Annotated in this window: 24 protein-coding genes and 1 pseudogene; 9 read left to right on the forward strand and 16 right to left on the reverse strand. The window is 58.8% G+C overall.

The genetic code is table 11. The annotated features are described in order from the left end of the window. Positions 1-80: 80 nt before the first annotated feature. Positions 81-1,787 (reverse strand): AMP-binding protein, encoded by a 1,707-nt coding sequence (locus CAY53_RS08190; protein ID WP_104936698.1) that lies wholly within the window; start codon positions 1,785-1,787, stop codon positions 81-83. 248 nt (positions 1,788-2,035) lie between these two features. Here CAY53_RS08190 and CAY53_RS08195 point away from each other — a divergent pair, with 248 nt between their 5' ends. Then, positions 2,036-3,256: a D-alanyl-D-alanine carboxypeptidase family protein gene (locus CAY53_RS08195; protein ID WP_104937501.1), complete on the forward strand. Its 1,221-nt coding sequence runs from the start codon at positions 2,036-2,038 to the stop codon at positions 3,254-3,256. 143 nt (positions 3,257-3,399) lie between these two features. Here the strand turns inward: CAY53_RS08195 and CAY53_RS08200 are convergent, their stop codons facing one another. Then, positions 3,400-4,356: an Lcl C-terminal domain-containing protein gene (locus CAY53_RS08200; protein WP_104936699.1), complete on the reverse strand. Its 957-nt coding sequence runs from the start codon at positions 4,354-4,356 to the stop codon at positions 3,400-3,402. Positions 4,357-4,452: 96 nt separating this feature from the next. On the opposite strand from CAY53_RS08200, the gene glgX reads away from it, so the two are divergent. From glgX to CAY53_RS08235, 7 genes and pseudogenes are all read left to right on the forward strand, one after another. Further along, the gene (glgX, locus tag CAY53_RS08205; protein WP_104936700.1) at positions 4,453-6,558 is read left to right on the forward strand and encodes a glycogen debranching protein GlgX; all 2,106 of its coding nucleotides are present in this window, start codon (positions 4,453-4,455) and stop codon (positions 6,556-6,558) included. Continuing rightward, a complete protein-coding gene (locus CAY53_RS08210; protein WP_104936701.1) occupies positions 6,555-7,118 on the forward strand; it encodes a GDSL-type esterase/lipase family protein in 564 nt (187 codons plus the stop codon). Before glgX ends, CAY53_RS08210 begins: the two co-directional genes overlap by 4 nt. Then, the gene (locus CAY53_RS08215; protein ID WP_104936702.1) at positions 7,115-7,639 is read left to right on the forward strand and encodes an OB-fold nucleic acid binding domain-containing protein; all 525 of its coding nucleotides are present in this window, start codon (positions 7,115-7,117) and stop codon (positions 7,637-7,639) included. Before CAY53_RS08210 ends, CAY53_RS08215 begins: the two co-directional genes overlap by 4 nt. A 2-nt stretch (positions 7,640-7,641) precedes the next feature. Beyond that, on the forward strand, positions 7,642-8,265 hold the full coding sequence (locus CAY53_RS08220) for a 5' nucleotidase, NT5C type (RefSeq protein WP_245874783.1): 624 nt from the start codon (positions 7,642-7,644) through the stop codon (positions 8,263-8,265). Beyond that, positions 8,249-8,695, forward strand: a complete 447-nt coding sequence (locus CAY53_RS08225; RefSeq protein ID WP_104936704.1) for an NUDIX domain-containing protein — start codon at positions 8,249-8,251, stop codon at positions 8,693-8,695. Before CAY53_RS08220 ends, CAY53_RS08225 begins: the two co-directional genes overlap by 17 nt. Positions 8,696-9,210: 515 nt before the next feature. Next, positions 9,211-10,358: pseudogene (rffA, locus tag CAY53_RS08230) on the forward strand (dTDP-4-amino-4,6-dideoxygalactose transaminase). Positions 10,359-10,785: 427 nt separating this feature from the next. Further along, on the forward strand, positions 10,786-11,277 hold the full coding sequence (locus CAY53_RS08235) for a hypothetical protein (protein WP_181040229.1): 492 nt from the start codon (positions 10,786-10,788) through the stop codon (positions 11,275-11,277). Between the two features lie 60 nt (positions 11,278-11,337). Here CAY53_RS08235 and CAY53_RS12685 read toward each other — a convergent pair whose 3' ends face one another. The 7 genes from CAY53_RS12685 to CAY53_RS08265 all read right to left on the reverse strand — a co-directional run bounded on the left by CAY53_RS12685 (position 11,338) and on the right by CAY53_RS08265 (position 19,906). Next, positions 11,338-11,910 (reverse strand): hypothetical protein, encoded by a 573-nt coding sequence (locus CAY53_RS12685; protein WP_146106458.1) that lies wholly within the window; start codon positions 11,908-11,910, stop codon positions 11,338-11,340. 106 nt (positions 11,911-12,016) lie between these two features. Beyond that, a complete protein-coding gene (locus tag CAY53_RS12690) occupies positions 12,017-12,415 on the reverse strand; it encodes a hypothetical protein (protein ID WP_181040473.1) in 399 nt (132 codons plus the stop codon). Further along, positions 12,300-12,896, reverse strand: coding sequence for an RHS repeat-associated core domain-containing protein (locus CAY53_RS14130; RefSeq protein WP_425430779.1), 597 nt, complete (start codon positions 12,894-12,896; stop codon positions 12,300-12,302). Before CAY53_RS14130 ends, CAY53_RS12690 begins: the two co-directional genes overlap by 116 nt. A 300-nt stretch (positions 12,897-13,196) precedes the next feature. After that, positions 13,197-16,832 carry a DUF3683 domain-containing protein gene (locus CAY53_RS08245; RefSeq protein WP_104936706.1) on the reverse strand — a complete coding sequence of 1,212 codons (3,636 nt, stop codon included), beginning with the start codon at positions 16,830-16,832 and terminating at the stop codon, positions 13,197-13,199. Positions 16,833-17,122: 290 nt separating this feature from the next. Continuing rightward, positions 17,123-17,395 carry a 30S ribosomal protein S20 gene (gene rpsT / locus CAY53_RS08250; protein WP_104936707.1) on the reverse strand — a complete coding sequence of 91 codons (273 nt, stop codon included), beginning with the start codon at positions 17,393-17,395 and terminating at the stop codon, positions 17,123-17,125. A 12-nt stretch (positions 17,396-17,407) separates the two neighbouring features. After that, positions 17,408-18,739 carry a pentapeptide repeat-containing protein gene (locus tag CAY53_RS13765; RefSeq protein ID WP_219842645.1) on the reverse strand — a complete coding sequence of 444 codons (1,332 nt, stop codon included), beginning with the start codon at positions 18,737-18,739 and terminating at the stop codon, positions 17,408-17,410. Positions 18,740-19,139: 400 nt separating this feature from the next. Next, positions 19,140-19,906 (reverse strand): IS5 family transposase gene (locus CAY53_RS08265; protein WP_245874784.1). Its coding sequence is split into 2 segments (ribosomal slippage): positions 19,140-19,573 and positions 19,573-19,906, totalling 768 coding nucleotides; the frame shifts between segments, so codons are not numbered across the junction. Positions 19,907-20,044: 138 nt separating this feature from the next. Here CAY53_RS08265 and CAY53_RS08270 point away from each other — a divergent pair. After that, positions 20,045-20,293, forward strand: a complete 249-nt coding sequence (locus CAY53_RS08270) for an IS30 family transposase (protein WP_181040231.1) — start codon at positions 20,045-20,047, stop codon at positions 20,291-20,293. 74 nt (positions 20,294-20,367) lie between these two features. Here CAY53_RS08270 and CAY53_RS08275 read toward each other — a convergent pair whose 3' ends face one another. The 7 genes from CAY53_RS08275 to sppA form a co-directional block, all read right to left on the reverse strand. Beyond that, positions 20,368-21,348 (reverse strand): hypothetical protein, encoded by a 981-nt coding sequence (locus CAY53_RS08275; RefSeq protein WP_146106460.1) that lies wholly within the window; start codon positions 21,346-21,348, stop codon positions 20,368-20,370. Further along, a complete protein-coding gene (locus tag CAY53_RS12935; RefSeq protein ID WP_181040232.1) occupies positions 21,345-21,488 on the reverse strand; it encodes a hypothetical protein in 144 nt (47 codons plus the stop codon). The genes CAY53_RS08275 and CAY53_RS12935 overlap by 4 nt, the downstream gene beginning before the upstream one ends. A gap of 558 nt (positions 21,489-22,046) precedes the next feature. After that, on the reverse strand, positions 22,047-22,739 hold the full coding sequence (locus tag CAY53_RS08280) for a lysozyme inhibitor LprI family protein (RefSeq protein ID WP_104936710.1): 693 nt from the start codon (positions 22,737-22,739) through the stop codon (positions 22,047-22,049). Positions 22,740-22,908: 169 nt separating this feature from the next. Beyond that, positions 22,909-23,163 carry a calcium-binding protein gene (locus CAY53_RS08285; RefSeq protein ID WP_104936711.1) on the reverse strand — a complete coding sequence of 85 codons (255 nt, stop codon included), beginning with the start codon at positions 23,161-23,163 and terminating at the stop codon, positions 22,909-22,911. Between the two features lie 114 nt (positions 23,164-23,277). Then, positions 23,278-23,520, reverse strand: a complete 243-nt coding sequence (locus CAY53_RS08290) for a hypothetical protein (RefSeq protein WP_104936712.1) — start codon at positions 23,518-23,520, stop codon at positions 23,278-23,280. Between the two features lie 174 nt (positions 23,521-23,694). Then, positions 23,695-24,957, reverse strand: a complete 1,263-nt coding sequence (locus tag CAY53_RS08295) for an IMP cyclohydrolase (RefSeq protein ID WP_104936713.1) — start codon at positions 24,955-24,957, stop codon at positions 23,695-23,697. A gap of 28 nt (positions 24,958-24,985) precedes the next feature. Continuing rightward, positions 24,986-26,845: a signal peptide peptidase SppA gene (gene sppA, locus CAY53_RS08300; RefSeq protein WP_181040233.1), complete on the reverse strand. Its 1,860-nt coding sequence runs from the start codon at positions 26,843-26,845 to the stop codon at positions 24,986-24,988. Positions 26,846-26,871: the final 26 nt, after the last annotated feature.

The raw sequence follows: 26,871 nt of genomic DNA on the forward strand, positions 1-26,871 counted from the left end.
TTGCGGGCCGCCTGTGTACGCATGCGGCGTGGCGGCCCGCTTCTCTTGCATCCGCCCTGACGGGGCGTTTTCAGCGGGGCTTAAAGGGTATAGAGAAAGCGTTTGATCCTGTGGGTCGCGGTCTTGCTGAAGGGCTCGGGCCATACCAGCACCCGGTTGATGCGGGAGCTGATGGGCAGGCTCTCGTTCACCTCCCGCCGCATTTCGTTCAGGAGCCGGTTCAGATATTCCTGCCGTTTGGCGCGGTGATCGCCCCTGGTTCTGCTGTCCAGCCAGTCGGCATCGGGATAGACCAGCGCCTCCAGAATACCCATGTTTTCCCGCACCAGCGATTCCTGCACAAAGGGCATGGCGTTGAGTTTGTGCTCGATGGCCTCGGGATAGATGTTTTCGCCGCTGGCAAGGACGATCACCGAGTTCAGGCGGCCGCAGATGAACAGATTGCCTGCCTCGTCCAGGCGGCCCAGATCGCCGGTACGCAGCCAGCCGTCCTCGATCAGGGCTGCTTTGGTCGCTTCAGGGTCGTTCAGATAGCCCTGCATGATGTTTGGCCCCTGGGCCTGAATCTCGCCGATGCCGGTTTCCGGGTCAGGGTTGTCGATCCGCAGCCGCACGTTGCGCACCGCTTTGCCGGTCGAGCCCGGGGCAATGCCGGGGTCGCCGACGGGACCGGCCGCCAGCAGCGGCGAGGCCTCGCTTACGCCATAGCCAACCACAAAGGGCAGACCGGCCTGGAGCAGAAAGCGCTCGATTTCCGGGTTGAGGGCCGCGCCGCCAATGCCCAAAAGCCGCAGGCGGCCGCCGAAAAAGTCCATCAGCCTGAGGCCCGCCTTGCGGAAAAACAGTTTCCTGATCGAATCGAAGCGGCAGAAAAAGCCCATCGTCCGGTTGTTCTCCAGTTGGGCCATCACCCGCTTCTTGTATATCTCTTCCAGAATCAGGGGCGCCACCAGCACGACCTGGGGCCGCTCGTGACTGCAGATCTTCTGTACAATCGCCGGAGTGGGCGTCCTGCCGACATAGGCGACCCGGCAGCCGCACAGCAGGGGCAGGAGCAGCCCCACCGTGAACTCGTAGGCATGGGAGAGCGGCAGCACCGACACAAAAACCGTGCCGGGCGCGAGCGCGATCAGGCCTGAGGCCGACTGGGCATTGGCGCAGAAATTGGCGTGCGAGAGCATGACGGCCCTGGGCAAGCCGGAGGCGCCCGAGGTGTAGAGAATGCATGCCAGCTCATCCGGCCCTACCTCGGGAAAGGGGTCCTGATTGCCGGATTTCAGGAGTCCATAGCCTTCCTGCAAAAAATCGTCAAAGGCAAGGGGGGAGAGCAGACCAAGGGGGTCCTGGGCATTGTCCAGAGTGATCAGCGTTTCGAGCTGGTGCTGCAGGTCATAGATCTTGTCGAGCTGTTTCCCGGTGACAAAGAGGGTGTCGCAGCCAGCCTGGTTCAGCATATGGCGGAGGTCCATGGCCGGCGTTTCCGGAAAAACGGGCACCACGGCGGCGCCCAGACGCACCGTGGAGAGCCAGGCTATGACCCAGTTGGCCGAATTCTCCCCCATAATCGCGACCCGGCTGCCCGGTCCCACGCCAGCCTGTCTGAGGCGCAGGGCCAGGGCGAGAATCTGTTTGTGCAGCACGCCGTAACTGATGGCCTGTTCCAGCGCCTGACCAATGGCCGGCTGGGCGCTGTACTGGGCGCAGCTCAGGTCGATCAGGGCATTGATGCTGCCTGCTCCGGTTCGCAGGGCCGCAACATTTGCAGGCGACTCCGCAGGGCCTGGCATATTTTTTGAAATATTTTCAACTGGTTGGACGAGAGTTTCCGTAAGAGAACCTGGATCCGTCGCTTCGACTTCCTGTCTGTTTGCGTTCACGATGCCGCTCCTGATTGGAAAAAACAGATCATCCTCTATCCTCCTACATACAGCATTCCTGCAAAAAAACAGAGCAATTTCCTTGACATGCCCGAAAAAGCACGGTTAGTTTCCCTGCAGGCTACCTTCTGCTCAAACTTCAACGCTTCGGATTGATTATGCGTTTTTGCCACAGCAGTGTTCCGTTTTTTGTCTGCCTGCTCCTGTTCGCCTGCTGTCTGTCAGCCCCGCCGGCATCCGCTGCGGCGAAACAGGCAATCGCCACGCAAAGCAAGACCAGGGTGGCTGCGGCTGCCCCAAAGGCGGCCAAAGCGGCCGGCGTCAGGCGCAAAACAACCGGCAAGGCCACGGCTCGGGCAACAGCTGCCAAGGCACGGTCCGCCAAAGTCAAAAAGGCCGGAAAAAAGGAAGTTGCCGCAGCCAATGCCAAGCGGGGACGGGTGAGGTCCAGGTCGGGAGGACAGGGACAGCGGGCCGTTGCCAGACAAGCGCGTGTCGCCAGGACGGGCCATGCCGCAGGAACCCGCATCCATGCCCAGGCCCTGCGGCAGGAGTCCGGTGCGGCCGCTCTCCGGCGTGGCGCCCCGGTTTTTTCCGGCGCTTCCTGCGCCACCTCGCTTGACGCCCTGCTCAAGCTCAGCGCCAAGAGCTTCATGGTGCTGGACGTCGACACCGGTCGTGCCATTGTGGCCAAAAATCCGGATCTGCCCCGGCAACCGGCCTCGACCATCAAGATTGTGACCGGCCTGCTGGCCGTTCAGGCGCTCGGCAATAAGGACCGGGTGCCGGTCAGCCGGCACGCCGCCAGTATGCCAGCCTCCAAGGTGAACATTCAGATCAACCACACCTACAGCGCGGACGATATGATCAACTCCGTGCTTCTGGCCTCGGCCAACGACGCCAGCGTGGCTCTGGCCGAGCGCATCGCGGGCAGCGAGGAACGTTTCGCCCAGATGATGACCTACAATGCCCGACGCTGGGGCGCGACCAATACGGTCTGCCGCACTGCCTCCGGCCTGACCATGGATGGCCAGCAGAGCACAGCCCGCGACCTGGCGATCCTGTTCCGCTACGCCATGCAGAACAGGGAATTCGCCAGCCGCATGCACCAGCGCACCGCCGTGACCGCCTTTGGCAGGACCCTGAGAAACCACAACAAGGCGCTCTGGAAGCTGGCCGGAGCGGTGGCCGGCAAGACCGGCTACACCGACGCCGCGCGCCAGACCTATGTGGGCCAGTTCACCAGGAGCGGCCAGACCATTGTGGTGGCCATCATGGGCAGCGGCACCATGTGGGCGGATCTGGAAAAACTGGTGGACTACGGTTTCCAGCAGAAGAAGCAGGAAATGGCCCGCCTGCGCAGTGTGGAAAACATGTAGGCAGCCTGTCTGTTCAGCCAGAAAAGCCCGGTGCGGATGCCTCGGCCGGGCTTTTTTCATGTCAGGCCGAGCCCGGCTGAGGCGCCGTTCTGCGGGCGACGGAACGGGCCAGGCCCGGCTCCTTGGTCTCGCTCCAGGCGTTTTTATTTGCGCCGGATTTCCTCATCCGTGCGGCACAGCCGGCCGAAGCCGCCCGGAATGGTGGCGGAGGCCCAGAAGATCCGGCCCTGTTTGTAGTCCACAAACCAGTGGCCGCCCCTTTTGCGCGGTGCATTGGCAAACACAAAGGGAGCGCCTGCCGAAAAGCAGCGGTGCAGATACTGGCCGTTCGCCAGCTTTTCATTTTCCATGAGCGACATGGCTTCCTCCAGACTGGGCAGGCGCCAGTCGTGAAAGCCGGCAAAGCCTTTCCTGTTCAGCTCGTCCACCGCAAGCCGCATCAGGCGGCAGCTCATAATGTCCAGGCCCGTGCGCTGCCACATGAGTCCGGTTGCCCTGTCGCTTATGGTCAGATCATCGCCGTTATCCACAAAGACATGGGGAAAGGCACCGCCAGGATTGCGCTCCTGGTCCGGAAAATTGTAGCGCTCCACCGCTTCGTCCACGTCCGCCTCGTCCAGTTCTCTCAGGCCCTGGGGCAGCCAGACCTGGGTCACGGGCTCCGGAATGGTCGCAGAAGCGCGCAGGGGCAGGCCGCTGGCCACAATCTCCGGCGCTTCCTCTTCCTTCAGCGGCACGACCAGCGAATCGTCGTCGGCCTCGATCACGTTTTTGACGAGCCAGTCCTTCAGCTCCTGATTCACGGCAAAGGTGCGGTCATAGTGGGACACTCTGCCCTGCTCCTGCACGCAGCGCCGGACCATCTCCTCCGGCGCCTTGATCTCGGCCAGTACCCGGGCGTATTTGACGGCGCGTTCCATCAGGCAGAGCTTGGGGGTCTTGCTCCAGCCGTCAACAAAAAAATAGTAAAAACGCTCATTGTTGTTGCGGAGTCGTTCCTTGCCGCCCCAACTCTCAAAGGTGCCGAAGGTGTACTCCGGGGTCATTTCCCAGTCTATCTGCGGCTTGCCGGCAACATCCAAATGTTTGAACAGGCTCATGAGCCCTCCTTTTTTGTTTGGTTGAACTATGCGGAAAAAAAGCTAGAATCAGCAGGCTTCCGCCGGGAAGTCTACTGTAAACATCGTACGCACTTTATGAAAGGCACTATTCAGACCAGGCCCGGTTCGCCCCTGCCGCTGGGCGCGCAGCAGACCCCGCAGGGCATCAATTTCGCGCTCTTCTCCCGCCACGCCGAAACGGTGTCGCTGGTGATAGCGCTGCCAGACTCCGCTGCAGGGCAGATGCTCTTTCCTCTTGATCCGGCTGTGCACAAAACCGGCGATGTCTGGCATATTCTCCTGGTCAACGCGCCCCCCACACTGCGCTACGGCTATCGCATCAGCGGACCGGACCAGCACGGCCATGCCTACGACGCCACGCGCATTCTGCTGGATCCCTATGCCCGGGCTCTGGATGGCGGCGCCTGGGGCGAGCGGCGGCCCGCACTGGGCACCGCGCCCTGCTGCCGCATCGACCACGAGAGCTACGACTGGGAAGGGGACCGGCCGCTCGGCACGCCGATTCAGGACACCATTATCTACGAGCTGCACGTGCGCGGCTTTACCCGGCATCCCTCCTCGGGCCTGAGCTGCCCCGGCACCTTTCGCGGCCTGAGCGAGAAAATCGGCTATCTGCAGGACCTGGGCATCACCGCGGTGGAACTGCTGCCTGTGGCGGAATTCGACGAAAACGAGACGCTTTTCACCCATCCCACAAGCCATGCGCCCCTCCGCAACTACTGGGGCTACAATCCGCTGCTCTTTGGCGCGCCCAAGGCGGCCTATGCCAGCGCGCCCGCATCCGTGCTCAACGAGTTCCGGGACATGGTCAAGGCCCTGCACCGGGCAGGCATCGAACTCTTTCTGGATGTGGTCTGCAACCACACCGCCGAGGGCGGAGCCGGCGGTCAGAGCACGAGTTTCCGCGGCATCGACAACCGCATATACTACCTGCTGGATCCGTGGGACGGCAGCCATCTCAACTTCTCCGGCTGCGGCAACACCTGCAACTGCAATCATCCGGTCACCCGTCACCTGATCGTGGACATGCTGCGCTGGTGGGTGGTGGAGATGCACGTGGACGGCTTCCGCTTCGATCTGGCCTCCATTCTGAACCGCGGGCCGGAGGGCGCGATTCTGGCCGATCCCCCGGTGGTGGAACTCCTGGCCGAGGATCCGGTGCTGGCGCAGACCAAGATCATTGCCGAGCCCTGGGATGCGGCGGGCCTGTATCAGGTGGGCAGCTTTTCCAGCTCCCGGCGCTGGGCCGAATGGAACGGCCGTTTCCGGGACGATGTGCGCGCCTTTATGTGTGGCCGTCCCGGCACGGTGCCGGCGCTCGCCACCCGCATTGCGGGCAGCTCCGACCTGTACCGCAAGCACGGCCGGGGGCCCTGCAATTCCATCAATTTCATCACCAGCCACGACGGCTTTACCCTGCACGATCTGGTGAGTTTCGAGGCCAAGCACAACGAGGCCAATGGCGAGGGCAACCGCGACGGCGACAACAACAACATCAGTTGGAACAGCGGCGCCGAGGGTGCGAGCACGGAGGCCGGGGTGCTGGCCATGCGGGAACGGCGCATCCGCAGCTTTGCCGTGATTCTTTTGCTGTCAAACGGGGTGCCCATGCTGGTGGCGGGCGACGAGCTGGGCCGCAGCCAGGGCGGCAACAACAACGCCTGGAACCAGGACAACGAGACCAGTTGGCTGGACTGGCGGCTGGTACAGAAAAACAGCGCATTGCTGCGCTTCTTCCGGCTCCTGATTGCGCTGAGGAAGCGGCACCCCGTGTTTCGGCGAACCGGTTTTTACCCGGAAGCGGCGGCAGGATCCGGCAGCCCGGAGATCGGCTGGTTCGGCCAGCACGGCCGGCCGGCTGACTGGGGGGGCAACGACCAGGCGCTGGGGGTGCTGCTGAAAGGCGCGGCCACGCCCGGGCAGGCGGAAGACGACTTCTTTATCATGCTGAACGGCAGCGCCAATGCGCCGGCCCTGTTCAGCGTACCGCCGCCGCCAACCCGGAGCGGCCGGCACTGGCGGCGCATCATCGACACCGCAGCCATCCCGCCCCTGGACATCAACCTGGCGGCAGAGGGCAGCATGGTCAGCAGCGGCCGGCATCTGAGCGTCCCGGCCATGGCCTGTGTCGTACTGCAGACCGCCACCCTGCAAGGCTTCAGGACTCGGAGGCGCCCATGAAACGGATTTTGATGCTGGGCGACTCCCTGGTGGAGCGCGGCAACTGGGCGGCCCTGCTGCCGGATCTGCTGGTCCGGAACCGGGGCATTTCCGGCGAGACGCTCTCCGGCCTATCCTGCCGGCTGGACAGTGAACTGGAGGCAAGCCCCGGCTTCGATGCGGTGGTGCTGCAGTCCGGCACCAACGACGTTTGGAATGGCGACCCGGTTTTTCCGACCAGTTACAGCACGCTTCTGCCCAGGCTGAGGCTGTTGACCGCAGCGCCCCTGGTGCTCTGTTCGCTCTCGCCCATTGGCCTTGTTCCGCGTGAGCGCATTGGCCAACTGAATGCAGAGCTGCGGCAAATGGCCGGGCAGGTGGCGGACTGCGCCTTTCTCGATCTGGAGAGACCCCTGGCAGCGGCCCTGGCCAGAAAGGAACGCGTTTTTCTGGCAGACGGCGTGCATTTTTCGGACAAGGGCTATGCCATCTGGGCTGCGGAGCTTTGCGGCTGTCTGCGGCGGATTCTGGACGGCAGTATGCAGCAGCATGAAAAACAGGAACAGAGGAAAAGGTCATGAGAGTGCCGAGTATGCTTTTTTTGGCCATCCTGCTCTGCTGTCCGGCCCTTTCGGTCTGGGCGGACAACGGCAGTTTTCAGGATGCGCTGGTCAGGGAGAACGGGGCGGTGCCGCCGGCCGGACATTCGCAGATGCCCTTGCAGCCACGGGGCGACGAAGCGCCGGGCAGCGAAAAGGCCATCGTGCCCCAGGCCAGGATTCAGGTTGACAAGGCCGGGGGCGAAAACGCTTTTCAGGTGGCGGAGATTTTCGCCCGGGCCCGGGCGCTGGACGGCAAAAGCGTGCGGGTGCGGGGCAGGGTCATGAAGAATTCCCGCATGATTATGGGCAGGAACTGGCTGCACCTGCAGGACGGCACCGGCGATGCGGACAAAAAGGAGCATGATCTGGTGGTGACTACCAAGGACAATGTGCAGGAAGGCGAGATCCTGACCGTGACAGGCAGGGTTGCGGCAGACCGGGATTTCGGCATGGGCTACCGCTACCGGGTGCTCGTTGAAGACGCCAGGGTGGAAAGATGAGGGTGCCTGCTTCGAATCTCTCCCTGGCCTGCACAGGCTTTGATTTTGACGGCGTGATCGCCGACACGGTCACGGCCTTTGTGCGCATCGCCTGCGAGGACTACGGCCACTGCGGCGTCACTCCCGAGGATTTCAGCGCCTTTGACACCGCCCCCCTGGCCCGGGATATCATGGATGAAATTTTTGATTTTCTGACCAGAGAGCCGCTGCTGGGCGGCATTCAGCCCATGCCCGGCGTGACCCGGGTATTGCCGCGTCTCTGCGCCCAGGGCATGCTGACCATTGTGACGGCCCGGCCGGATGCCGGGCCGGTCGAGGCCTGGCTCGCACATTTTTTCACCCGGGAGACCTGTGCGCAGATCCGGGTCATTGCGGCGGGCGGGCCGGACGGCAAGGAGCCCTTTATCCGCGAGGCCGGCCTGTCCACCTTTATTGACGACCGGGCCGAAACCTGCATGGCCCTGGCCCGGGCCGGCATCGATGCCCGGGTCTTTGCCCAGCCCTGGAACCGGATGCTGCACGCGCGCCTGCCCGTGCTGCACGACTGGCAGGAAATCGGCAGTCTTTTGGGCGCAGGCCAGGAACCAGCATTCAACCCACTAAAAAGCCATGAGTACACACCGTAACCCCAGCCCCACCGTTGACATTATTATTGAAATCGATGGCCGCATCGTCCTGGTGGAGCGCAGGAACCCGCCGCCGGGCTGGGCGCTGCCGGGTGGTTTCGTGGACTACGGCGAGTCCTTTGAAAACGCGGCTCGGCGCGAAGCCAGGGAGGAGACCGGGCTGGAGGTGCATCTGCTGCGGCAGCTCCACACCTATTCCGATCCCGGGCGCGATCCGCGCCAGCACACCGCATCCACCGTGTTTATCGCCACCGCCACCGGTATGCCCAAAGGCGGGGACGATGCCAAAACAGCCCGGCTTTACGCCCTGGATGCGCTGCCGCCATTGGCCTTTGACCATGCCAGGATCCTGGCGGATTACGTCCATTTCAAGGAGAGCGGCGAATTGCCGGTGTACCAGCCCATGATAAGAAGGTGCCATGAGTCTTGACCGGAGCAGGGAACAGCAGTACAGTAGGCGGCTTTCGTGTGATCGGATAGCCCCAAGGTCAGGGTCATACTTTTTACGTGCACTTGCAAAAGCTTTTACGCAAGCCGGCATTTGCTATTGCCGAAACACCATCCCTGTGCCGCATCGTCTGGTGATTGATGCCACGGGCATGGAGGCGAACGCGGCCATGAAGAGCGTTTGGCGCTGGAAGAGGGGCGAGACGCATCAGGAAGTGCTTGAGCGTCTGGCCGAATCGACCGTTCTTCAACGGACTGCTAACGGCCCGTTGAAGAAGCCGCAGCAATGCGCATGGCGAGTAAAAACCTCGCAAAGCAGAAGGGCAACCCACTGATTCTGAGTCACTTAAAATTTTTAATGTCTGGAACCCGAAATATATTTTCTCAAAGGACTGTAACAAGACGTTATCAGCAGGATGAACGGTCGTTTTTTGCTTGGCGATGACAAGCCAGAAGTTTGAGAAAATAAAACAGGGATGAATCGGCCTGGGGAAACGTATGAATCAGTCAAATAACCGTATTCCATTCAACCGGCCTTATATGACAGGCAAGGAGTTGTACTATATTGCTGAAGCGCACTTCAACGGCGTTTTGGCTGGAGACGGGCCTTTCACCAGGCGTTGCCATGCCTGGTTGAAGGAGCGCACTGGATGCAGCAAGGCCTTGCTTACCCACTCTTGCACAGCGGCGCTTGAGATGGCCGCCCTACTGCTGGATATTCAACCCGGCGACGAAATCATTATGCCCTCCTACACCTTCGTTTCCACGGCCAATGCCTTCGTGCTTCGGGGGGGGGGGTACCAGTGTTCGTGGATATTCGGGATGATACCTTGAACCTTGATGAACGTCTCATTGAGCCTGCGATCACACCACGCACCAAAGCGATTGTACCAGTGCACTACGCGGGTGTCGCGTGTGAGATGGATACGATCATGAGCATTGCCCGGCAACATGATCTTAAAGTTGTGGAGGATGCCGCGCAAGGAGTGATGGCCAGTTACAAAGGACGCGCCTTGGGGAGCATAGGTGACCTGGGCGCCTACAGTTTTCACGAGACCAAAAATGTGACCTCTGGCGAAGGCGGAGCTCTGTTGGTCAATGACCTGCATCTGGCCCAGCGTGCGGAGATTATCCGCGAGAAGGGTACTGACCGCAGCCGCTTTTTTAGAGGAGAAGTGGATAAGTACACTTGGCAGGAAGTGGGATCGTCTTTCCTGCCGGGGGAACTGAGCGCGGCGTTTCTTTGGGCTCAGCTTGAAGAAGCGGATCGAATAACCAAAGAACGGCTGGCAAGCTGGCAGCGTTATCATGAGTTAATGGAGCCACTTGAGCGGCAGGGCTTACTCCGCCGTCCTATCGTGCCGGCCGACTGCCAGCACAACGCCCATATGTACTACGTGTTGCTGCCACCCGAGATTGATCGACAAAAGGTGCTCTCAGAACTCAAAAAAAACGACATCTTCTCAGTCTTCCACTACATTCCCCTGCACTCCGCTCCGGCGGGGCAACGCTATGGCCGGGCGCATGGCGAGCTGGGAAACACTGTCAGACAGTCTGAAAGATTGGTTCGCTTGCCTCTTTGGATTGGTCTTTCCTTTGAGCAGCAGGCTCGGATCGTTGAGATACTTCGGAAGACTCTGAACTGAATTCTTATTCAACAAGAATATCTTCTGGGTACCCAGCAAAATACCAACAATAATGAGCGAGCAATTTTTGTCATTGCAGGAAAAATTTTGTCTACTCCTTATAATATTTTAATTTTATGACATAATTTAGCAGAGCAGTTTGCTTTACCATCATCTTGGAGACTTGACTGGGCAAACAGACTTGTTTGACGAACAGGTACTCTCGCGCAGGCTGGACAAAAGGCTGCCCTGCACCGTGACCACGCCTCTCTGATTGGACGCAAGCCCTATCCGGGCCCGCTCATGCTCAGGATTGTGGTGCTCCAGACACCCTCTACAATCTCTCCGATGATGGCGTTGAAAGCCTCCTGTGCCGCGACCTCGTGCAACACGCAAATAAGGCGACCGGGGTAAGGCATAACAGAGCACTAAGAGACACAATTGCACCATGAAGTCGAAATACAACATACCCGTCAACAAAATCGACTTTCGATCCCCCGGCCTTTCTCCCTTCAGCGCCACGCTGCTCGCAGTGGTGATGTTTTTCATCTATATTACCGCTTACGCCCTGCTCGTTTTCGTTCAATTCACATCGTTACAAATTCTGTCTGTTGGCCTAACCTGTGCGGGTCTGCTGATACTACTGACCACACTGTTCATGCGGCCATCACTGTTCGATTTCCACCCCGGCCTACTTCGGGTTAACCTCAAGACCGTTGCCTCAAGCCTGTTCATCACTGTCGTGCTGATTATGTTCGCCCACAGTGCTGCTGGTACGCCCTTCTCTGGGTATGTGCGGACCTTTCCATTGCTCGAAACCGAACTCGGCCTCGGCTGGCATCACGACACGGCTTTTCATGTATCGCTCATCCAGAGCATTCTTAACTTCGGTTACCCGAGCACCCCCCTCGCAGGGATCTGCGAGAGGACGGTCAGGTAACTGGCCGTTCTATCTCAATGTCTCACCCTAGAAATCTTGCTACGCCCCCCCATTTTGAGCTCATTTTGAGCTTTCCAATTCAAAATCACTTTCTAATCGTTGATAATTTCCTTTTATATAGCAACATAAATAATTGTAAATCTCGCAACTGTTAAGGTTTGATTTGTAAAGTTTGCATTTTTTTATGTTTGTCCATATTAATGTTCCATCAGCCGTATTAATGTTCAAAGTAGATTTATCTTTATTTCTGTATGTTATGCTAAATTGCTCGTGACTTGATGGCTGACGAAACGATTCTAATGCCAAATATAACTGCAAGTATCTTTCATAGTGTTTTTCTGGAAGTATTATTTGAACTTCTTCTGTAGAAATATCAAGTTCACGAACAGCTATCATCGCATTTTCAATAATTTTAATTGAAAAGCCTAGAATGCTTCTAGTTTCATCATCATCTAAGGAAATTATTCCTTTTGCTAAATCACTTAATGCCTCTAATTGTTCAAGAGAATAAGGGTCTGTTAATATTGATTTAATATCCTTAATAAAACCATTCAGAATTTTATTGATAGATAAATCAATATTCACAAACTCAGAAAAGCGTTCTAGCTCAGATATAATATCTTCTGCACTCATAACTGAGTATCTTTTATTGGGAGGAAGTATCATGATTTAATATAAAGATAAACGGTTAACATAACAATTATCATCTAGCTGATATTGCCCGACAATATATTCATCATCACATGCCAGCCCTTAAAACTTTCCAGCGTTCCCCAACAGAGTCATCCTTTTCACAACATGGTGCTCTTCCTATCGAACCAACAGGTACTCTTTGAGGAGCACTTCTCTTCTTCTTTCCTTTATTTCCTTGTATTTTTTGCATCCCATGTTCAAAACAGTTTTTATGGATCGCACCAGGTGAATTTGACATTGAATTAGAGCCTTCACATGTAATTGTTCCACTTACTTCATAGCCTTTAACTCTTAAAGTTCCCCAAAGTTGGGCAATTGCTTGTTTTTCACTAGCACAATCCCATCCACAAAAAAAGGCTTGAGCAATCCTCATATCCAAACGTATTTCTACAACTGCTTTTACACTCATCACCAGTATTATCAGACGACCAATCAGTTGATCCACTATTGCTATTCTCAATTGCTTGTTTGGCAGCTGCACCACCAATAACAATCAGGGGCCCCCAAATCAAAATGTCATCAACTCCTACAGCAAGTCCTTGTGGATCTATCGCATTAATAGGGTCCCCTTCAACATAAGCATAAAGATTCATCCCGCCAGTAAGCCCAATAGGATCAGCGGATATATACCGTCCCGTTTCTGGATCATAAAATCTGTTCCAATTGTAATGCAGCCCGGTCTCGGCATCAAAGTACTGGCCCGGGAAGCGCAGGTTGTTCCGCACCGTGCCGAGTTGAACCTGGGTCCTGCCAAAGGGCAGGGGGGGGGCGGATTGTCGGACTGTTGTACCGTTCGCACTTATCAACTGCTGCGGCGTGCCCAGGTGATCGTTGATGGAGAAGTACAGCCCCGGCCGGAGTTCGTATTCCCGAAGCGCCACAGGCTCCTGCCCCAGCCAGACGTATTCTCTCGAGCACCCTGCCACTCCCGGCAAGCTCCGCTATCAGCCGGCTCTCCAGATCATACAGATAGTACGTGGTCGTCGCGCCCACCGTCTTGCAAACACGCCGGTTCCGGCTGTCGTCCTCCCCCTGCGCCGGACTGTTTTCAATTGACCCAGCGCATCCCAGCCGGAGCCCCGCAGGCCGTCTGGCGGCAGGCGCTGCCACATTGCTGACAGGGTTCCTGCCCCCACGCACGCTCAGCTACCTGCTGGCAGGAACCATGCTGTAGCTTTCGCTGCCGGACTCCACAGCAGGCGCGCTCGGATTCATGCATTCCCCGTTTAAAAGGGCACAATTTCTGCCTGCAGCAGCATCTGTTTGGCCTCTTCCTGCCAGCTCTCTCCACCCAGACGGGTGGCCAGATAGACAGCCATGTGTACGGGCTTCGGGCCCTTTTCCGCATGCCGGCCCAGGCCGGTCAGACAGGATGGGCAGTTGGTGACCACCATGTCATTTGGCGCGCAGTTGGGGGGGTTGGCGAAGACCGCGGCCTTGCGCTGGAGCATGGCCCTGGTAATATCCGGCCGCGACAGAGAAAGCGTGCCTGCCTCAGAGCAGCAGTGAGGTTGCCTGCTGACATCCGCAATCAGCCGCTTCAGGAGGGTTACGCCCTCGCCCCGCAACGAATCGTGGCAGGGCGTGTGATAGGACAGACGGCCTGCCTGCTGCACGAGCGGCATCTCTGCCTGGTTCAGCGCAAAGGCCGAAGCGTCCATCAGGCTGCACGAAAACGTCTCTTCCACGCCCAGTTCGTGCAGGGCCTCCCTGCAGGTACCGCAACTGACCACCACGGCGTCAAAGACCATGTATCCCAGCATTTCCCTGATTTGACTGAGAATAATTGTGTCGCGCAGGGTGACGTCGCCGTGCATCCGGTCCTTGGCGTTGGCCCGGGCCGGAAAGCCGCAGCAGAGGTTGGCCGGCGGCAGCACCACCCGCACACCGGATTTTATCAGGATGTAGAGTACGGCCATGGCCACGTCGCTGTAGAGCCGTTCGGAGCCACAGCCGGGGAAATAGAAGACGGTCTTTTTTATGGTTCCGTCTGGCGTGAACAGCAGGGCCTCGTTGAGCGATGTCCTGGGCAGATAGTCCCTGAGCGGGCGCGCCGCCGGAGCCGGCATGGGCGATTGCAGGAGCGCCAGCAACCGCCACCTGGCGGTTCTGATCTTTTTCGGAAGTTTTGGCAGCAGACGCGCGGCAAAGCGCTGGGCCGCGGTGCCCTTTTTCAGGACCAGCCCGCGGAAGGCCCAGTTGAAGCATCGGTTGCGCGCCTGCAGGAAGCTGAGCGACAGCTTGGTCTGCACCGGCGTGTGTTTGTAGCCGCGCTCTGTCAGGATGCGCCGTTCCAGAACAGACACTGAGGCCGTGTCGATATTGACCGGGCAGGGCGGGAGACATTTGCCGCAGAGGGTGCAGTGGTCGGCCACTTCTTCCAGATATTTCAACTGGTTAAACCGCGAGGTGTGGGAGCGCTGCATGTCGTAGAGCAGGGCCTCGATCAGCGAGCCGATGGCCAGGTTTTTGTTCCTCGGATGGAAAAACAGCGAGTTGGCCGGCGAGAACACACAGCAGTTCGGCTTGCACTTGCCGCAACGGATGCACTTGGCAATGCTTGCGGCCAAAGCTTCCAGGGAATTGTGCTGCAGAATGCGCGCCTCCAGCTTCAGGAGGTTGAAGGAAGGGGTGAAGACCCGATCCATAATGTCCGGGATGTCCAGCTTGCCCGGATTCATCAGGCCCTGGGGGTCGATCTCCCGGCGATAGGCGCGCAGCTCTTCCAGGCGCTCCGGCTCCAGAAATTTCATCTTGGTGATGCCGATGCCGTGCTCGCCGCTGACCACGCCGCCCAGCTCCACCACCTTGGCCATCACATTTTCCGCGGTTTGTGCGGCCCGCTGCATCATTTCCCGGTCATTGGAAAAGACCGGGATGTTGACATGCACATTGCCGTCGCCCGCATGCATGTGGGTGGCAATGATGATGCGGCGCCTGTCGATGTCGTCGTGGAGACCGCGCAGGACGTCCATGAAGTCCGGATAGCCATGGAACAGCTCGCTGAGGCTCGAAAAGAGCCGTCCGCTCAGGGCTTCCTGGCGCAGCCCGGCCTCTTCGCTGGCCGCAAGCGTTTCCAGCGCGGCATCGCAGAGTTCCCGGGCCCTGGGGATCCTCGCCTCCAGCCAATCCTGATCCTCCACCGGCGCGGCCACCCCCAGATAGTTGCGGATGGAGCGGATGATGCTCTTTTGGGTGTAGCGGTCTTCGGAGACATTGTACCGGTCGATATAGCGTGCAAAATCGGCCAGGGCGTGCAGGGGCAGCACAATGTCCTCGTTCAGCTTGAAGGCGTTGGTGCGCGCGGCAATGGCGCCCAGTTGCTTGCGGGGCTTCCAGAAGCGCTCCGCCTCGTCGCTGTCGGCCGCCACAAAGATTTCGGTGTTGGGGTATTTGGTCAGCAGATCCAGCAGACGCAGCTTGCCCCGCTGAAGCTGCTCTTTGGTGTGCGCCACCATGTCGATCAGCAAAACCGCCTTGGGCGGCAGGCTGCGTGCGGCCTTGAACTTGTAGTCAATGGCACGGATGTACTCTTCGTCAAAGTGCTCCAGCGCCATCAGCGCCTCTTCACCCTGGTTGACGAAGCACTCGGAAATGTCGACGATGACCCGGCTGGCCTCGTCCATGCTGTCGCCGAAAAATTCCAGGCAGAAGGTCTGTTTCTCGGGATATTTGTGATAGAGGATAAACTCCGCCGAGGTGATGACGCCGTCCACGCCCTCCTTTTGCAGGCCAGGCAGGCCGCCCAGCGTTTTGTTGGTGATATCCTTCCACAGTCCTTTTTTCCGGATGGCGTCGCCACGCAGGCTCACGGTCTTGAGCAGCTCGCCGTTCTGTCCCCGGACTTCAAAGGTCACCTGATCGTCCGGCAGAATTTTTCTCCGGGGATGGCCGATCCGCCGGACGGTCAGCAGGCCCGAGCCTGGCATGGCAATGGTGTAGGCCACGATGTTGTCGATGGCCGTTCCCCAGAGCACAGCGGTCTTGCCGCCGGCATTTTCGGCGATGTTGCCGCCAATGGTCGAAGCCCAGGCACTGGTGGGGTCGGTGGCGAACACGTAGCCACGCTCCGAGGCGTAGCGCATGGCATCCTGGGTGACCACGCCGGCCTCCACCTTGAGCACGCTCAGGCCCTTTTCCTCACCCGGGCCGGCGGGCCGTTCCTGTATCCCCTCGATGTGATTGAGTTTTTCGGTATTGATGATGATGCAGTTTTCGGTCAGCGGCACGGCGCCACCGGTCAGGCCTGTCCCGCCGCCCCGGGGAATGATGTGCAATTTCAGGGCGGCGATGGCCTCCAGCAGGGCGGGGATCTGCTTTTCAGCGGTCGGGCGCGCCACGGCCACGGGCAGGCAGAGGCGCCAGTCGGTGGCGTCGGTGGCATGGCTGATCAGGGCAAAGGGATCCAGGCAGACATTGTCCGGCCCCACGATTGCCCCCAGTTTCCGGCGAATGAGTGCCTGCCGGGCCTTGGCCTGCTCCAGTTGGCCACGCAGGGCCGCGGCCCGCTGCCGGCACAGATCGACCAGACGCAGCACCCTGGCGGTGCGCTCGTCGGCGTTTTTATTGTTGCGCAGCGCCGTTTTCCGGATGATGTCCAGATCCTGGTACATCTCTTTGAAGAGATAGCGGCGGCGGCGGGGCGAGTCGATCAGTTCCCGCAGGAGGAAGGGGTTGCGGTGCAGGATAAAGAGATCACCGAAAAAACGCATGAGCAGTCGGGCTGAGCGTCCTGTCACCCGCTGACTGCGCAATTCTTCCACATCGGCCCAGACCGATTCGTCAAAAAGCTGGCGAATGATGAGCCGGTCATCGGCAGAGGTAAAATTGTAGGGGATTTCCCGGTAGGTACTGGTTCTCATGGTATGGCCCGAAGAAAAACGGTGTACAGGGTGGCGACCAGAATACCGGCAGACTTGCCCCGGAGCGGCCGCAGACGCAGATACAGAAAGGGCGGTACTGTACACCAAAAGAAAAAATTTCTGTACAAATCTTGCCGTGGATTTGTGGGTAGATGCCCGGCCCTTGGCACAGTATGTTTGAAAACAAAAAAAGCAACCACGGAAGAAATCCTCCGCGGTTGCCTTGGCTGGAACGCTGTAAATGCGGTATGGATAAAAAACAACCGCTTACTGGAAAAAGGCGGTTGAACTCAACCCAATGGCTGCATTTTGTTGACCCGCCTCGTCAGGCGGGAAATCTTGCGGGCCGCGGTCCTCTTGTGGATGGTGCCCTTGGATGCGGTCTTGTCAATGATCGGAATGGCACGCTGCAGGGCGCTTTTGGCTTCGTCTTCCGAGCCGGCTGCAAGGGCCATTTCAATCTGACGGACTGCGCTTTTCATTGCCGACCGGTTCATGCGGTTGCGCAGACGGCGAACTTTGGACTGACGATCTCTTTTCTCGGCAGATTTATGATTGGCCATACGTCTTCCTCGTCAACAGTAAAAAGAACAGATAAAGCAGCACTCATAGCCAAAGCGCCTCGTTCTGTCAATAAAAATATCCGGGCGCAGGCTGCCGGGACAGTTAATTCTCCGGCGCCCCGTTCGCCGTCTTGTCCAGTATGGCGGAATCCAGCAGGGCGCCGTCCAACCGGGCGTCGGTGAGATCGGCGCCACGCAGGTCGGCATGGTATACAGATCAGCCTTTCTGAGATCAGCCGCCTTCAGCACGGCGTTCTGTAAATTGGCGCCCTTGAGATTGGCCTGGCGCAGGTTGGCCCCGCTCAGATTGCAGCCCTGAAGCCTGGCCCGCTCCAGGTCAAAGCCCTTGAGGCTGCGATCCGAGAGGTCCAGGCCCGACAGATCGCAGTCAATGCAGCTTTTTTGCTTGAACAGCTGCTTGATCATCTGTTCATGAGCCGCATCAGGCCCGGATGAGCCGGCCTCCGGGGCACTTTCACCCTGATCAGCCACACTGGCCTCAGGCCTGGCGGAGGCAGCCGCCTCGGCCGGGGGCTCGTCTTCAGGGGCTGCTTCGGGCGCCGCCCCTGTGGTGCCTGCCGCGTGTGCAGCGCTTTCCTCTGGCTGCGCCGTATTGATCTCCGGTGGTGCTGGAGGCGTTTTGGCCGTGTCCGTATCGTCGGCAGGGGGGGCGGCCTGTGCAGCCGGTGCCGGGGCTGGCTGCGTCACTGGTTCTGCCTCCTGTTCATGCGGCGTCGCCACTGGTTTGGAGCGGCTGATGGCGCTTGCGTCCTTGATTTCCGGCATATCGGGCGCAACTGGCACAGCCTTGGCCGTTTGCGCCCCGACCTCTGCCGTAGCACCTGGTCCGGCGCCTGCCGGCCTGTCCGCAGCCTCTGCTGTCCCGGCCGGAGCCGGGGATTCCGGCTTCGGCTCCTCGGGTAGGGGCGGTGTTTTTTCCGGGTTATAGCCTGTAGCCGAGGCAATCTGTTCTTTGGTGACAAAAGCGCCTTGCAGAACAGCCCCGCTCAGGTTGGCGCCGCTCAGATCGGCCTGGGCAAGATCGGCTCCGCCCAAGTTGGCTCCGCTCAGGTTGGCCCCCTTCAGGTTGGCGCCGGCCAGATCCGCCAGCGGCAGATGGGCGCCGCTCAGATTGGCGCCTTCCAGATTGCCCTGGGCGAGCTGGGCCCGGGTCAGATCGGCGCCAGCCAGATTACAGCCGGGGCAGGCTTTGCTGGCCAGAAGCGTGTCCACATTTTTTTGTACTTCTGCGGAAACCTTGGACGCAGGGGCATCACTGAAGGCCAAATTGACATCGCAGATGAGGGGCAGACAGATGGCCGCGAGCCGAATGATTGTTTTCATGGGCAGGGCATGCGTGGAAAAGGGATGGGCAGCCCGCTGAAGCTGCCGGTAACGGTGCGCGATCTTTTGTATAACCGATATGCTCCGGGGCTTCAATCCTGTTTCCGGACGAGATTCGGGGGCGATGCCCGTTGCCAAAGCAGCACCCGGTCAGGGTGAGAAAAGCTCAAAAGGGCAGGGCGGGATGCTGGTAGTTGGCAGCGTCAAACACCAAGCAGCCGGAAGGAGTCCGCCATGTCCTGCGTCCATCTGAGCCTGGCGGAGCGCATCCGCATCGAAGCGGTTGCATGCAGCCATGGGATGAGCTGCCGGGAAATTGCCGGATGCCCTGGCCGAGAAGCCATACAAGCCTTTTTCGGGAGCCGCGCCAGGGCAGCGCCAAACCTAGGCTCAGGCCTCATTAATCGAGATAGAATATGACGGAAGCCGCGAGGCATAGAGCTGAAAAGAAGGTATGTGCGCAGCGGTCATAACGCATGGCTATTCTCCGCCAGTCCTTGATCCTGCCAAACATGATCTCGATCTTGTGCCGCTGTTTATACAGATTTTGATCGTACGGGCAGGGGCTCTTCCGGCTCCTTCTGGGCGGGATGCAGGGCGTAATGCCTCTGGCACGCAGGGCATCACGGAACCAGTCGGCGTCATAACCACGGTCCGCCAGCAGCTCCCTGGTCTCGGGCAAAGCATCTATGGCATCCATAAGCAGGGCGGCTCCTTTGTAGTCGCTTACCTGGCCTGCCGTGAGCTTCATGGCCAGGGGCCTGCCGTGGCCGTCGCAAAGGGCATGGAGTTTGGAGTTCAGCCCGCCCTTTGTGCGGCCGATGCAGCGGGAAAGAGCCCTTTTTTGAGCAAACTGGCGGCGGTACGATGCGCCTTGAGGTGGGTCGCATCGATCATCACCTGGCCATCCTGTCCCGCTGTTTTTGCCAATTCGGTAAAAATGTTGTTGAAGATGCCCATCTGGCTCCAGCGCAAAAAACGATTGTAGAGCGTCTTGTACGGGCCATACTCGCGCGGCGCATCTTTCCACTGCAGGCCATGCTTGATGACATAAATGATGCCGCTGATGACTTTCCGGTCATCGACCCGCGGAATACCATGTGAACGTGGGAAGAAGGGCTTGATACGTTCGAGTTGTTCGGCAGAAAGGTAGAAAAGTTGGCTCATGGCGTCCTCCTTGAGCACAACTAACCAGATTTGCTGCTTTTTGGCAATTAATGAGGCCTGAGCCTAGCTGTTGTGCCCGGACTGCCGATTGCCGGGCCCGAAAAAGACGAAAGACGTCCGCCGCTTTCAGGGAGGCGCTTGTCCAGCGTTTGTGTGAGCTGCCACCAGACCCTGCGGCAGACTTTGACGCCTGATAACGGTTCGGAACTGTCCGGGTTCAGGGAACTGGAGCGGGCGGACCTGTGCGCCTACTTTTGCAGGCCGCATTTGTTCGGGCAGCGTAGTGCCAACGAAAACGAGGGTGGCCTGTTGCGACAGGGCTTTCCAAGGGGCATCAGCTTGCACAAGATCACGGAGAAGATGCTGGGGAGAGCGCAGTACGACTGAATAAGCGGTCTCGCAAATGGTTCACCTGCCAGACTCCCGTTGAAGTTTGCAACGAGCTGTTCATTGTGGGGCGTTCAGCGTATGGCCCCGCAGGGCGAGACCTCAAAAAATAGCATAATATAATCAAAGAAATTCTCATCAATTGCATCAATTTCTCCCCTACTTAAATAAAATACCCCCTCCCGGCCATTGTGCCAGGTGCGATCGATTAAACTGTACGTTACCTGCAGAAAAGTCACATCCTCTATCCGAATATCGGGCGGCAAATAGTGCAACCGGTCTTCCTCTTCAAGGGTAAGTACTTTCTTCCCCCTAATCTCATCGTAAGTCACCAGCTTACAGCAGTCAGGCCCATACCAGGAAATCCACGCCCCCTCGTGATGCATCACCGAAAAACTGGCCCGGTCATTTTTCAATTCGCCAGGCAAATAGGGCAATTCCCTTTCCGGATGCATAACCTGGCCGTGCAGGATTTCCTGTACTATGTATTCATAGGTGCTGAGCCCGTCTTCCAGCCTGCCTACCAGGAGGCCAGTGCTGCTGTCCCTTTCTTCTTTCCATTTCACTTTTTTCCACCGTTCTTCCAGCAGACGGGGGACTGCCCGAATCCTGGCGCGCAGTTTTTCCTCTGAGTTGTACTCCCTTATTTTCCAGGGATAACAGGTATCGCGGCTTATCGTCAGCGGATTGCCCCGCTTGTCGCGCACCAGACCGCAGGTATTGTCCGTAATATGGGTGGTAACCGGTGGAATCTCGTCTTCGCCAAGCGCTTTATCAAGTGCCCACAGTCTTTCCATTTCCCTGCGCCAGTAATTCTGCATGGCCCGGGCCAGAAGCTCCTCCCTGCTCAGGGGCTTTTCCGGCCGGCAGGCATAAAACGCTGCGGTTTCCTGACGCAATTGTTCTTCTTTTTGCCGTACCCGCTCTGCTTCCGAGAGGAAATACCTTTGATATATGCCAGTCCATATCCGGCCCAGCTCATTATGGTACAGTGCAGCGCCAAGCACAGACATCAAAACAAATGCACAAAGTAAATAACGGCGTTTTTTGCTCATAACTTATTCCCTTGGGAATCAATGGGGCGAATAAACTTCGCATCCGCGATTTCTTCAGGTTTGGGTGCCTCCTGTTGCCCCCAGAGATACTGCGAAAGCATTCTGCTGGCATAGTTTCCTTCAAGTGTAAATGTAGCCATACAATCCTCCTTTGCTTGTGTTGGTAGTTACAGGACCATCATTCAATATTCCGCAGGGACATACTTCATAATACATTGTAATATCAGAAGGTTCTTCTATGAAACATAGTATTCAATATTGTGGATTACTGTACTCTCCAGAATCCAGCAGATTGTATGTCAACATATCATTCCTCCCTTTAACGTTTTAACCACTCAAAGACACAAACAGACCTTGACCCTTTATCTCCAGCTTGGGTCGAGAAGGGTTCTTGCACAGAAAATGTATTATTTAGATTATGCTTTATTATAAATGGATAGCCATGATGCAGTATGATATCTGTCACTGGTCCCAAACACATCGATGAATAGCGTAAATCCACTCTGTATAACGATGCATCTGCCACTTGTAAAGCTCCACAGCAAGCAAAAGTTTCTCCCTCACATGGATACGGTCTGAAGCGAATTATATCTTCCTGCTGCCCATCCCGATCCACGTCGACTTTGGTATGCCACAAGCTGGCTTTCCCCTCATTGATATTCTGCAGGGGGTCAGGAGGAATAGGCGCCCATTGTTCTTCAGGAGCTTTTTCGGGCTTGATAGGGTTGGTACCTATGCTGGATCAGGTGGAGATGGTTTCTGGGATCCAGTTCTTCCCATTGCGGCACAGCCAGAGAAGGAACAGATGGAGAAACTTTCCACCCGCCGTGGAAGGGCAATTCCGCGCACAGAGCGTTCATGCTCTTCAACACATCGACACAGACAGGATAATGACCGCTCTTCACCTCCGGCCATTTCCGCTCCAAAAGACGAAAACAGGGCTTGGGCCCGCGGAGCAGCGAACGCAAAGCCGCAAGTCGTTCCTGGTATGCCTGTGCCACACAGCCGCCTTCTGCGCAGGTGTTGCGTTTTTTGAGCCACTGCCCGTGCTCTTGCCGGAAGCCCACCGGATCAGCCGTGGCATCGCTCGCCTTCCGGTGCATGCTTGCCATCTCTTCATCCAGCTTCGATAGCACAGAATCGGCGCAGATCATTTTTTCGACCTTGCCCGTCGCCTTCGCACAGTCAAAGCTGGCCGCATGGGAGGCCGTTGCCAAAGGCAGCACCAGAAGCAGCAGAACAAAAAAGACCTGTCCCAGGCGGCTGCAGGCCGCAGGTGTGGGGGCTCTGCCCGGCCAGCACAGGCCAGAGTTTTGGTCCGTGCGGCGCACGGTACGGGATGGAGGAAACGAAGAGACAGTGTGCAGACCAAAAAAGGCGGGGTTCGGCATGGCATCCCTCTTTGCGCAGGGGTGGTCGGCTCTGAAATTTACACAGGAAATACCCGAACTGTGTCACCAGAACAACGGGTTTTTATGGCTGCTTTGGTCCAGCTTTGCCACTGGCTTGATTGCATTGATGAAAAAAGAAGGGAGGGAGAAAGTGAGGAAATGGATGGAGCTATGGACAGGCACGGGGGGCTGCAGGAAGGCCGCCACCGTCCAAACGATCCGTACCCTCGCCGGCCACCAGCATATCGTCGTCTTCCTTGCCCCAGGCCAGCGGAACCGCATCGTCACCCCAGAGCGCATCGTTGCCGGCGCCGCCGGAAAGCCGGTCATTGTCGTCGCCGTCATCGCCCGCAAGGGTGTCGTTGCCAATCCAGGCCGTGGAAATGCGCGTTGCCGGTGCCGCCCTGCAGCAGATCGCCCGCATCGCCTGCCCCGTGGGCCAGACTGTCCATCAGCAAAAGCGTTGCTGCCGAGAATACGTGCTCAGGGTCGCGGTTTGCCTGCCACTGGGCAATGGTCTCCTGAAAGGCCCCGTTGTTCAACTGGTTGTATGGGTTGATGCCGCGTATGCCCGGACGACATCCTGCACCATGACCTGATGCAGGTTGCAGGTGGTGCCGTAGCCCCTGGCATCGGGCAGGGCCGCTATATCCTCTGGCACAGGCAGGGTCCCGCTGGTGGTCAGGGTGCGGTTCATGCTGAACACCACATCCGTCATGGTCAGTTCTTCCCCGGACTCGGTCACAAAGGAGCCGATCTGCCGATCGGAGCCATGGAACAAGGCGCCTGAGTCGATATGAAAAGCTGGGCTGCAACAATTGGTCGTCGGAGCAGATGTGCTGGCGTGTTTGCCTTGGCGGCGCGCTTGCTGAGCGCGCATGGCAATGGGTTTCTGCGGCGATAAAAGCGCCTGTGCCTCTGCTCCGCAGGCGCTTTTATCGCGATTCCTGCAGGTTCAGTGCTTGAAAGAACGGCAGCCGGTAAACTTCATGGCCACCTGTGGCCTTGCCTCGTTGCAGGCTTCGATGGACTCGAAGTCCCGAATGGAACCGCCGGCCTGCAGGATGGCCGACACGCCCTCGCGGATGCCCACCTCTGCCCCATCCCGGAAGGGGAAGAAGGCGTCGGAAATCATGACCGAGCCCTGCAGGCCTGCCCTGTCTGCCTTGACCTGTGCATCGATTTCCGCTTTTTCGGCCTCAGCCAGTCCGGCGTAAGCCTTGCCGAAGTGGTCCAGGGCCAGGGCCTGGGCCGCATTCCGATAGGCTTTCAAAACCGCGATCTCCGCCACCCCGACTCGGTCCTGCTCACCCGCGCCAATGCCCACGGTGCAGCCATCCTTGACAAAGAGCACCGAATTCGACGTCACCCCGTGCTCCACGGCCCAGCCGAAGATCATATCCCGGATCTCCCGTTCGTCCGGCTCACGGGCACAGCGGTAGTCCTGACCCTTGTAGGTGCAGGCTGCGGGCAGCAGGTCTGCCGCGCTCCGGATGCGGTTCACCGCCGACTGCTGCACGATGAGGCCGCCGTCAATCAGCGATTTGAAGTCCAGAAAACGCGCGTGCTCATAGCTGACCAGCCGCTCGATGGCGTGGATGCGCAGGATGCGCAGGTTCTTGCGCCGGCCGAGGACATCGAGCGTGCCCTCCTCGAAGTCGGGCGCACAGACCACTTCCAGATAGTTTTCCGCCATGGCTTCGGCGCTCGCCCTGTCCACCGGCCGGTTGACCACCAGCGCCCCGCCAAAAGCCGCGATGCGGTCACAGTTGTTGGCGCGTGCATAGGCCTGGACCAGCGAGTCGCCCAGCGCCGCGCCAGAGGGATTGTTGTGCTTCAGAATGACCGCAGCCGGGCTGTCCATGAAGTACTTGATAATATTCAGGCCATTGTCCACATCGGTCAGGTTGATCTTGCCCGGATGCTTGCCCACCTGCAGCATGTCGCCTACCTCCAGGGCGCTCACGAGACCCTGGCCCGGCCCGATGAAACGGCAGTCGCCCAGCACCAGATTGCCGTTCACCAGTTCGTAGAGCGCCGCCTCCTGGTCCGGATTCTCGCCGTAGCGCAACCCCCGCTCCTCGAGCTGGCCTTCTGCGTTTCTGATGGCCCAACTGCGCTTTCTGTAGACCAGGGCCGTTTTGCCCAGGGTAATGGTCATTTCCTGTGGAAAGGCATCGCCCAAAAGGGCGGCATACATTTTTTTCAGATCGCTCATGGCGTTTTCCTGAGGAAAAAGGGCAGATTCAGCGCAAAAGACTGGTGGTTTCGCCCACAAGGCTGTGGGCATACACGTGGTTGACATCGTGGGTCTGCAGCAGAAAGCCGTAGCGCGTCTGCAATTCGGAGAGCGCCTGTTCCGCGGCCGGCAGTTGCCGGGGCCGGAAACGGGCCTGCACGCCGGCTCCGATCTGGGCCAGCTCTTCCAGGAAGGGCATGCCTGCCGGCTTCAGCCAGACCGCGCTTTCCTTCGGCACCTTGGCGAGTTCGGCCGCCCTGGCCACGGCTGCGTCGAGATTGCCCAGGCTGTCCACCAGCCCCAGTTCCCTGGCGGTGGCGCCGTCCCAGACCCGACCCTCGGCGATGCGCGCCACCTCGTCCACCGGCTTTTTGCGGCCTTCGGCCACAATGGCCAGGAAGCGGCGATAGCCATAGTCCACGCTGGACTGTATGGCCGCCGCATCGGCCGCGGATATGCCGGTTACGATGTTTGCAGGCAGGCCCGGACTGCCGACCGCCACGCCGTCCCCGTGCACGCCCAGCCGGGCCAGACTGCTTTCCAGGGTGGGTATTGCGCCGAAGATGCCGATGGAACCGGTCAGCGTCGAGGGTGCGGCCACAATGCAATCCGCATTGGCCGAGAGCCAGTACCCGCCGGAGGCGGCCACTTCCCCCATGGAAACCACCACGATTTTGCCGGACTTCTTCAACTCCAGCACGCCCTGCCGGATGAGTTCCGAAGCGCCTGCACTGCCGCCGCCGCTGGAGAGACGCAGCACCACCGCCTTGAGATTCTGGTTCTTTCGGGCCTTGTCGAACTGGGCCAGCAGCGTGTCTGCCCCGATCTGGCCAACCCCGCCCTTGCCGTCCGTGATGTTGCCTCTGGCCGTAATGATGCCGATGCGCGCAGGCTGCTCCGTGGCGCTGTAAGACCGCTCCACGGTTTCCAGATAGCGGTCGAAGGAGAGCGCGTTGAAGTCCTGCTTGCCGCTTTGGGCCGGACCAACCAGTTGTCGCAGGGCCAGTCGCATTTCGGGCCGGGTCTTGAGCGCGTCCACGAGCCGCATGTTCAGTGCAGCCCGGGCCTGGTCGCCGCCGCTGGCGGCCAGGATGGCGTGCCGGTCCAGAATCTGCGCGCGCAGGGCATCGGCGTCCAGGCCACGGGCCTTGGCGATGTCGTTGCTGTACAGCAGCCAGAGCCGCTGCATCCAGGCCGTTCTGGCCTCCCGGTCCTCGGCCGACATGTCGTTGCGCACAAGGGGTTCGATCGCACTTTTGTACGTGCCCACCCGGAAGACATGCATCCTGACGCCCAATTTATCCAGGGCGTCCTTGAAGTAGAGGCCAAGGGAGGCGAAGCCGTGCACATCTGCCGTGCCGACCGGGTTGAGCCAGATCTCGTTGGCCCGGCTGGCCAGATAGTATTGAAACTGGTTGAAGCCGTTGCCCGCGGCAATGATCTTCTTGCCCGCCTTTTTCGCCCGATCCAGGGCACCTGCCACGGCCGAAAGCTGATCCAGGCTGGCCGCGCCGAGTTTGTCCAGGTTCAGAACCAGATACCTGATACGGCCATCCTTTGCCGCTGCATCGATGCCGTCGATGAGGTCCTGCAGAAAGACCTCCTCTTCCAGCGAGACGCCGGCCAATTTGCCGAAGTGGCGGGAGATGGGGCTGATGACCGAGCGCTCTTCCACCACATCGCCTTCGGGCGCGATGACGAGGGCGCAGCCGTCCGGGACCTTCACTTCGGGCCTGTAGAACAGACCGATCAGAAAGCACCCGAGGAAGAGCAGGAAAACCAGATTGGTCAGGACGGTGAGACCGGTTTTCAGAAAGCGCCAGAACAGGCGGAAGGGCCAAAAGAGCAGGGTGAAAAGGCGTTTCATAGGGGCATTGCAATCAGGGAAAGAGG

It is taken from the genome of Desulfobulbus oralis (genome assembly GCF_002952055.1).
Classification (GTDB): Bacteria; Desulfobacterota; Desulfobulbia; order Desulfobulbales; family Desulfobulbaceae; genus Desulfobulbus; species Desulfobulbus oralis.

What these genes read in the sequence shown, in the direction of transcription:
- CAY53_RS08295 (WP_104936713.1), bottom strand. Translation starts at nt 24,957, where the DNA reads ATGAGCGATCTGAAAAAAATGTATGCCGCCCTTTTGGGCGATGCCTTT.
- CAY53_RS08200 (WP_104936699.1), bottom strand. Translation starts at nt 4,356, where the DNA reads ATGAGCCTGTTCAAACATTTGGATGTTGCCGGCAAGCCGCAGATAGAC.
- CAY53_RS08245 (WP_104936706.1), bottom strand. Translation starts at nt 16,832, where the DNA reads ATGAGAACCAGTACCTACCGGGAAATCCCCTACAATTTTACCTCTGCC.
- CAY53_RS08285 (WP_104936711.1), bottom strand. Translation starts at nt 23,163, where the DNA reads ATGCGGGCGATCTGCTGCAGGGCGGCACCGGCAACGCGCATTTCCACG.
- CAY53_RS08275 (WP_146106460.1), bottom strand. Translation starts at nt 21,348, where the DNA reads ATGAGCAAAAAACGCCGTTATTTACTTTGTGCATTTGTTTTGATGTCT.
- rpsT (WP_104936707.1), bottom strand. Translation starts at nt 17,395, where the DNA reads ATGGCCAATCATAAATCTGCCGAGAAAAGAGATCGTCAGTCCAAAGTT.
- CAY53_RS13765 (WP_219842645.1), bottom strand. Translation starts at nt 18,739, where the DNA reads ATGAAAACAATCATTCGGCTCGCGGCCATCTGTCTGCCCCTCATCTGC.
- sppA (WP_181040233.1), bottom strand. Translation starts at nt 26,845, where the DNA reads ATGAAACGCCTTTTCACCCTGCTCTTTTGGCCCTTCCGCCTGTTCTGG.
- CAY53_RS08195 (WP_104937501.1), top strand. Translation starts at nt 2,036, where the DNA reads ATGCGTTTTTGCCACAGCAGTGTTCCGTTTTTTGTCTGCCTGCTCCTG.
- glgX (WP_104936700.1), top strand. Translation starts at nt 4,453, where the DNA reads ATGAAAGGCACTATTCAGACCAGGCCCGGTTCGCCCCTGCCGCTGGGC.
- CAY53_RS08235 (WP_181040229.1), top strand. Translation starts at nt 10,786, where the DNA reads ATGAAGTCGAAATACAACATACCCGTCAACAAAATCGACTTTCGATCC.
- CAY53_RS08215 (WP_104936702.1), top strand. Translation starts at nt 7,115, where the DNA reads ATGAGAGTGCCGAGTATGCTTTTTTTGGCCATCCTGCTCTGCTGTCCG.
- CAY53_RS08280 (WP_104936710.1), bottom strand. Translation starts at nt 22,739, where the DNA reads ATGCCGAACCCCGCCTTTTTTGGTCTGCACACTGTCTCTTCGTTTCCT.
- CAY53_RS08225 (WP_104936704.1), top strand. Translation starts at nt 8,249, where the DNA reads ATGAGTACACACCGTAACCCCAGCCCCACCGTTGACATTATTATTGAA.
- CAY53_RS12935 (WP_181040232.1), bottom strand. Translation starts at nt 21,488, where the DNA reads ATGGCTACATTTACACTTGAAGGAAACTATGCCAGCAGAATGCTTTCG.
- CAY53_RS08190 (WP_104936698.1), bottom strand. Translation starts at nt 1,787, where the DNA reads ATGCCAGGCCCTGCGGAGTCGCCTGCAAATGTTGCGGCCCTGCGAACC.
- CAY53_RS08210 (WP_104936701.1), top strand. Translation starts at nt 6,555, where the DNA reads ATGAAACGGATTTTGATGCTGGGCGACTCCCTGGTGGAGCGCGGCAAC.
- CAY53_RS12685 (WP_146106458.1), bottom strand. Translation starts at nt 11,910, where the DNA reads ATGAGTGCAGAAGATATTATATCTGAGCTAGAACGCTTTTCTGAGTTT.